This window comes from Psychroserpens sp., assembly GCF_045105015.1.
GTDB lineage: Bacteria > Bacteroidota > Bacteroidia > Flavobacteriales > Flavobacteriaceae > Psychroserpens.
In genome coordinates, this window is the sequence record NZ_JBGCCX010000173.1 from 1 (window position 1) to 6,792 (window position 6,792).

Below are 6,792 nucleotides of genomic sequence, written 5' to 3' on the forward strand. Positions count from 1 at the left end.
ACGTCTACAAATGCTAGTGGTGAATTTCAATTTGAGACTATTGTTCCTTTAGGCGAACAAGTCCTGAAAATTGAAAAAGTAGATTACGTTACAAAACGTTATCCTATTGTTGTAAACGAAGGTCAAACCGTTGATATTAGCGGAATGACATTAGACTATGACGCTAGTGACAAAAAGGATTTATTTATTATCTCAATTTCAGATGATAACTTAAACAGTGAAGATGATGGTTTAACAGATAATGTATCTGGTTTACTTCAATCTTCAAGAGATGTATTTTTAAATGCAGCTGCATTTGATTTTAGTGCTACATTCTTCAGACCAAGAGGTCTAGACAATGCCAATGGTAAGGTACTTATCAATGGTGTTGAAATGAACAAGCAATTTACTGGAAGACCACAATGGGGAAACTGGGGTGGAATTAACGATTTACAACGTAACCAAGAATTTACGATGGGCATGTCTGCAAACGATTACACATTTGGTGATCTTGCTGGTACAAACAACATCATAATGAGAGCTTCTAAATATAGAAAAGGTGGGCGTGTATCTTATGCTAGTGCCAATAGAAGTTATACAGGTCGTATAATGGGTAGCTATAATTCAGGTTTACTTGAAGGTGGTTGGGCTATTTCTGTCCTTGGATCGAGACGATTTGGAGATGAAGGGTTTGTTGATGGAACATTATATGATTCTAATTCATTTGTTGCTGTTGTAGAAAAAATAATAAATGACAAACACAGCCTTAACTTCACTTCTATTTATGCACAAAACAGACGTGGTCGCTCTACAGCTATCACCGAAGAAGTTTTTAATCTTAAGGGAAGAAAATATAATCCGTTTTGGGGAGAACAAGATGGAGAAATTAGAAACTCAAGAATTAGAGAAATTGAAGAGCCTATATTAATGCTAAATCACTTTTGGGAAATTTCACCAAAATTAAGATTAAACACAAATATTGCTTACCAGTTTGGAGAAATTGCAAATTCAAGAATAGATAATAACGGGTCAAGACTAGATGCTGTGAATAATGGTCAGTATGGTGGTGCTCGTAATCCTACTCCTGAATATTACCAAAACTTACCAAGTTATTTCTTGCGTTTTGATAATCCAACAGCATATGATTATCAATTAGCTTACCAAGCACAACAAGAATTTATAAGTGATGGTCAATTAGATTGGAATCGTCTATACATAGCTAATGATATTAATCCTTACTCTGTATACGCGCTTCAATCTGACGTAATAAAGGATAAACAATTAACATTTAATACAATACTAGATGCTGACCTAGCGGACAATATTAGGTTAAATGCTAATATAAGTTACAGAACTTTAAAAAGTGAAAACTTTGCTCGTATTGAAGATTTACTAGGCGGACCTGGTTATCTAGATATTGATGCTTTTGCTGAAGATCAAGCAGGACAGCAAACAGAAGGGCAAGCACAAAGTGATATAAGAAATCAAAACCGAGTGGTTACAGAAGGTGATCGCTATAAGTACAACTACGATATCAATTCTGATGTTATTAGTGGTTTTGCTCAAGCTCAATTTAAATACAATAAAATTGATTTTTATATTGGAGCTAATTTATCACAAACGACTTATCAAAGAGATGGAAAATATGAAAATGGATTTTTTGATGATCCTAATCTCTCAATTGGCGAAACTGAATTCGTAGATAACTTTGGAGATGTTACTTCTTTTGGTAAAAGTGAAAAATTAGAATTTTCTAACTATGGTGTTAAAGCTGGTTTCACATATAAGATTACAGGAAAACATTTAATTGATGTAAACGGTAGTTATTTTACAAAAGCACCGAGTATTCGAAACTCATTTGGAAACGCAAGACAGAGTAATCAAACCGTAATTGGTTTAGAGAGTGAAAAGATTCAATCTTTTGATGCGAGTTATATCTTCAGATCACCTACATTAAAAGCTAGACTTACAGGTTTTTATTCAGGTTTTCAAGACGGAACTGATATCGGCTTTTTCTTTACTGAAAACTCAGGTAATTTTGTACAAGAGGTTCAAACGAATATAGAAAGACGTCATATTGGAGCTGAACTTGGAATTGAAGCTCAAGTGACACCAACCATTAAGTTGAAAGCTGCTGCATCTATTGGTCAGTATACATTCTCTAATAATCCTAATGTATATTATACGGCCGCAGACTTTGTAGATGAAAATGGAGATAAGACTATATTAACTTACGGAAATGGTACTACTGAATTAAAAGATTTACATGTGTCTGGTGGACCAGAACGTGCGTTTCAGTTAGGTTTTGAATATCGTGACCCTGACTTTTGGAATATTGGTGTGACGAGTAATTTCTTTTCAAATGCTTATGTAGATGCAAGTGCGTTAAAACGATCTGCTTCATTTACTCAAGATGTTGATTTATTACCTGTTGATGGAAATGGGACTTTAATAATCCCTGATGGTGGTAATATAAGTGGTTATACGATTAACGATTATGACGAAAATGTTGCAAAAGAATTATTAAAGCAAGAACAATTTGATAGTTACATGTTAGTGAATGTTGTTGGAGGTAAATCATGGAGAGTAAAAGATTACTTCGTTGGTTTCTTTGCAACCATAAATAACGTATTTAATCAAGATTACAGAACTGGTGGTTTCGAACAGTCTAGACGAGTAGATTATAGAAGTCAAATCGAAGAACAAAATAGTGATAATGGTCCAGTATTTGGCAATCGTTATTTCTTCGGAAACGGTACAACATATTACCTTAACATATATGTGAGATTTTAAAAAAGCTATGTATTAACAAAATAAAATATTAAAAATGAAAACTTTAAAAATTAATAAATTAATACTATTGCTAATAGGTTTAGTAGTAGTGAGCAGTTGTGTTCAAGATGACGACTTTGACACACCAAACTTATCATTTGAAGAACCAGATATTACTAACACAATTGATATTGGTGCTTTAGCAGGAGATCTTGCTCAAGAACAAGGTAATACTGATTTAGATTATGAAGATGAATCGACAACTTATACTTATGAATTTAACACTAACGATCAGTACGTAACTGGTTATGTTGTATCATCTGATGAAGCTGGAAATTTCTTTGAAGAATTAATTATCCAAGATGAGTTTGAAAACCCAACTATTGGAATCAAGGTCTTAATTGATGTGAACCCTTTATTCACAAGTTATGAAGTTGGTAGAAAAATCTATGTGAAAGTTAATGGGTTAACTGTTGGAATGACAAATGGAGTATTAACATTAGGAGTTCTTAATGGTACAGAAGTAGATAAGATTGCAGCATCTCAACAAAATCAAATCATTCAAAGATCTAACGAAGTTGCTACAATTGTTCCACTTCCTTTAAGTTTTGCTGAATTTGCAGATGACAAAACAAATATGATGATTCAAATTGCTGATGCTCAATTTGCAAGAGATGAGGTTCTTCCTGTAGAAGAAACGCTTACTTACGCTTCAGAAGCTTCAGATGAATTTGATGGTGAACGTACTCTTGAGACTTGTGCTTCAAATGCTTCTGTAGTATTTAGTACAAGTACATTTTCAGATTTTAAAGGTTTAAAATTACCTACAGGTAGAGGAAGTATCAATGTTATTTTAACTAAAGATTTCTTTGGTGAAGTATTTAATGTTGTAATTAATACTCCTGAAGATATTAATTTTGATGAAACAGCTATGCGTTGTGATCCTTTTAATCCTGATGATTATGATATTGTTTACCAAGAAGACTTTACTGGTGGTTTATCAGGCTGGGAAGTAGTAAATACTGTTGGTACTAAAACTTGGGTAGGCGCAAGTTTTGATGGAGAATCTTATGCACGTGCTTCTGCTTTTCAAAGTGGTTCACCAAATGCAGTGATGGTAAGTTGGTTAATTTCTCCTTCTTTTGATTTTGATGCTCAAGCTGGAGAGCAAATGGTATTAGAAATCGCTGATGCCTTTAGTGATGCTGGAGATGAGCCATTAACAGCTTATTATTCAACAGATTATGTTTCAGGTGGAGATATTACTACTTTTACATGGGTAGAAATTGGGCAAAGTGAAATTGCTGGATTACCTCTAAATGGTGGGTTTTTCGATAATGAATATGATTCAACTGGTTTAATTGATCTTAGTGCAGTAACTGGAACCGGTGTGATTGCTTTTGTTTACGATAGCGATAATGGAGCAATTTCTTCAACTAGAGATTTAAGTGATGTTAAAATATTAACGCCACAATAAAAATATATATTTTATTATATAATTTTAAAACAGTTCGAAAGAACTGGTTTTATTTTTTTAATTGACAACTATGACAACATTCGATTCTCTTTTTTTTAGTGTTTTTAACCACTATAAAGCAACATATAAACAAAAAGCCAACACTATTGCCATAGTATACCTTTCGCTCTTACAAATCGCTTTAATATTAGTCTTAGGTGTGTTTTTCTCCATATTCTTGGAACAAATGCATGTGAACACGTTTTCTGCGTCTAAAGGATGGACATTATTCATTATAATAAGTGTATTCATTTACTTTAGAAATTGGATTGTATACAGCGGAAGAAAACGAAAAGTATTGAATGCTAAAAGCAATAAAAACAAACAACCTATTTACAGTATTTGTCTACTATGGCTACTCTTGTTAGGTTGTTATTTATTAGCTATTATTTTATTGAACGCATAAAAAAAAGCCTCTAGAATATAGAGGCTTTTTTTGTGCTTAGTATAAACTAAATTAATTATCTCTTTGAATATAAATCCAAGCAGCTCTTGTTTTACCATTTTGGTATTCCATTGTATAGAAATAGGTACCTACTGGTAATTCTTCACCATCATCTGTTTGTCCATGCCATTCATTAGTATAATTCTTCTTGGAGTAAACTAATACACCATTTCTATTGTAGATTTGTAATTTACTAACGTCATAACTACTTAAATCAAAAGAGTCGTTACTCATATCACCATTTGGTGAAATACCTTGTGGAATTACACAACTTTCTAACTCAATAATAGTTACCGTTTCGTCATTAGAACATCCTGTGTCATTATAAATAACTTCAATCGTATAATCACCTGCCTCAAGAACTGGAAGACTTAATCCGTTTTCGTTAGTTATTAATCCATTATCTAAATACCAATTAATGGTTACTTCACTTTCTGTATAATTAACAGGTGTTGCAGTAATAACAATTGGAACAGTTGCATTAGGACAAACCTCATAATCAAAATTGCTTGTAAATGTTGTTTCTGGTTCTGTGCCAATAACTAATTCAAAGCTATTCGTAACATAACAATTTGGCAAACCTATCGTTTCTACTCTTACAAAAACAATCTCACCAGAACTATCATAAGGGCTTGATAAAGCTCCAACTGAATTATCAGCGTCAGCCTGAGAACTATGATAGGTCACAATAAACTGTGAAGCATCTTGACCGTTTAAGACATCGTCATCGTGATCAGAAAGAACAAATGTTGCTATTCCATCATCATCATTATCACATCCAATTAGCTCAACACTTTCAGCAGTTTGAGTAGGACTTGAAATAGACAAGGTAAAACTTGTGGTCTCATGACAACCGGTTGCAATATCTTCTACTCTAACATAAATAGTTTGAGGGTTTGATGTATTAGTATAAGGTGATGCTAAATTATTACTACCTGTATCTGCATCTCCTTGAGAGTCATGATACGTTACGATGAAATCAGTAGGATTTTGGTTTCCTAAAATAACATCATCATTCACATCAAGATTAAATTGAGCCTGATTAGTTGTTGAACACTCAGATAAATCGTTTGGTGTATTAGCAATAACTGGATTAGGTAAAAATTCAATTAATACTTCATCATCAATTATACAAGATGGAGAAAAAATAATTTGAACTGTGTACAATCCTGCTTCTGTTACATTAAGTGTAGAACTTGTTTCACCATTTATAACAAAGTTATCTTTATACCAAACGTGATTTACGTTTGGTGCAGATGTATCTAGAATTATAGGTTCATCTTCACAAACTGCATTACCTCCAGCAATTGTAATATCACCTCCTAAATCTACTTCACCAATATCAAAACTACCTGCTTTTAAGAATACACCTGAATCAAATGCATTATCTCTCGCATCAGCAATAACTAACTTGATATGATATAGGTCACCAATATTTACAGGGGAAAAAGCTGTAAAAACAGCTGTTCTACCATCAAATGAAATTGGAGGTAAATTATCTGGGATATACTCACCAAAATATTGTTCATTTACTGCTCCACAAACACCATTATCAGGGTGAATATTAGTAACTAAAATAGGGTCTGTAGTTCCTGGAACTACAGCTAAGTTAGTAGTTGTCCCAGTTGAAATGTCTGTCAATAAAAATGCAAATGCATCTGAGAACTGACATTCAAATCCTCCCATATCATACTCTTCAGAAGCCATTAAGAAATCAAAACTTAATTCGTCATTTAAAGGGACAAAATCAAATTCTATAATAGTGGCATTATTAGTATCATCTCCTGCAATAGCAGTTAAGTCAGCATCTCCAGGCCATGCTCCTGTTCCATCAGAAACAAAATTAGAATTTGGTCCTGCTGCTTGACTAGCATCACCTGATGTTAATAATAAGCCATCTTCAAAAGGAAATCCACCATCTGGATTAGAGAAATATCCTATACCGTTTTCTTCTCCAAAGTTTGTACCTGTAGAGAATGTAATATTTGATATTTGAGCACATGGACTGTCAATTAATACATCTATAATTAATTCTTCAGGAGTATAAGTTGTTTGATCAACCAATACATTTCCTGATCCT

4 protein-coding genes are annotated in these 6,792 nt (G+C 33.2%); 3 read left to right on the forward strand and 1 reads right to left on the reverse strand.

The genetic code is table 11. The features are described 5' to 3' along the window. From AB8B90_RS13285 to AB8B90_RS13295, 3 genes are all read left to right on the forward strand, one after another. The coding region (locus AB8B90_RS13285) for a TonB-dependent receptor (protein ID WP_405337776.1) at positions 1-2,772 on the forward strand (2,772 nt) is incomplete at its 5' end. 34 nt (positions 2,773-2,806) lie between these two features. Beyond that, positions 2,807-4,228 carry a DUF5689 domain-containing protein gene (locus AB8B90_RS13290; RefSeq protein ID WP_405337779.1) on the forward strand — a complete coding sequence of 474 codons (1,422 nt, stop codon included), beginning with the start codon at positions 2,807-2,809 and terminating at the stop codon, positions 4,226-4,228. Positions 4,229-4,298: 70 nt separating this feature from the next. Next, positions 4,299-4,673, forward strand: a complete 375-nt coding sequence (locus tag AB8B90_RS13295) for a hypothetical protein (protein WP_405337782.1) — start codon at positions 4,299-4,301, stop codon at positions 4,671-4,673. A 51-nt stretch (positions 4,674-4,724) separates the two neighbouring features. On the opposite strand, the gene AB8B90_RS13300 is transcribed toward AB8B90_RS13295, so the two are convergent. Beyond that, the coding region (locus AB8B90_RS13300) for a choice-of-anchor L domain-containing protein (RefSeq protein ID WP_405337785.1) at positions 4,725-6,792 on the reverse strand (2,068 nt) is incomplete at its 5' end.